The sequence below is a fragment of the Bradyrhizobium sp. Unk1 genome, from assembly GCF_059512345.1.
Genome location: NZ_JCAMOP010000183.1, coordinates 1 through 1137 on the forward strand (window position 1 = coordinate 1; position 1137 = coordinate 1137).

A 1137-nucleotide genomic window follows, 5' to 3' on the forward strand; every position below is an offset into this window, starting at 1 on the left:
GCGCAGGAATAGGCGTCCTCGCAATAGGTGATGTTCGGCAGCTCGCCCTTGGCCTGCTCCATGCCGACGGGATCGAAGGCCTTGACCGTCGCGCCCATGTCGATCAGGCCGGTGACCAGCGGGATCGACGGCGCATCGCGCATGTCGTCGGTGTCGGGCTTGAAGGTGAGGCCGAGCACGGCGATGGTCTTGCCGCGCAGCGAGCCGCCGAGCGCCTGGCTCACCTTGCGCGCCATCGCGCGCTTGCGGTTCTCGTTGACGGCCAGCACGGATTCGACGATGCGCAAGCTCACGTCATAGTCCTGCGCGATCTTGATCAGCGCCTTGGTGTCCTTCGGGAAGCAGGAGCCGCCGAAGCCCGGACCCGCATGCAGGAACTTGGTGCCGATGCGGTTGTCGAGGCCGATGCCGCGCGCGACCTCCTGCACGTTGGCGCCGACCTTTTCCGAAAGGTCCGCGATCTCGTTGATGAAGGTGATCTTGGTCGCGAGGAACGCGTTCGCGGCGTATTTGATCATCTCGGCGGTGCGGCGCGCCGTGAACATCAACGGGGCCTGGTTCAGCGACAGCGGACGATAGACGTCGCCCATCACCTTGCGGCCGCGCTCGTCGGAGGTGCCGACGACGACGCGGTCGGGATACTTGAAGTCGCGGATCGCCGCGCCCTCGCGCAGGAATTCGGGGTTGGAGGCGACGACGACGTCGGCCGCGGGGTTGGTCTCGCGGATGATGCGTTCGACCTCGTCGCCGGTACCGACCGGGACGGTGGACTTGGTCACGACGACGGTGAAGCCTGACAGCGACTGCGCGATCTCACGCGCGGCGGCGTAGACATAGGAGAGATCGGCGTGACCGTCGCCGCGGCGCGAGGGCGTGCCGACCGCGATGAAGACGGCATCGGCGTCCGCGACCGGCTTCGACAAATCGGTGGTGAAGTCGAGCCGCTTGGCCTTCACATTGGTCGCGACCAGCTCGTCGAGGCCGGGCTCGTAGATCGGAATCTCGCCGCGATGAAGCGCCGCGATCTTCTTCTCGTCCTTGTCGACGCAGGTGACGTCGTGACCGAAATCCGCAAAGCAGGCTCCGGACACCAGTCCCACATAGCCCGTTCCGATCATCGCGATTCGCATGAAAAAC

The 1137-nt window shown here is 65.5% G+C and carries 1 protein-coding gene; it reads right to left on the reverse strand.

Going from position 1 to position 1137, the window contains the following annotated elements; all coding sequences use genetic code 11:
- Positions 1 to 1130, reverse strand: a 1130-nt coding sequence (locus AC5ZFO_RS47995; protein WP_496124266.1) for a UDP-glucose dehydrogenase family protein, incomplete at its 3' end; no start/stop codon positions are given.
- Between the last annotated feature and the right edge of the window lie 7 nt (positions 1131 to 1137).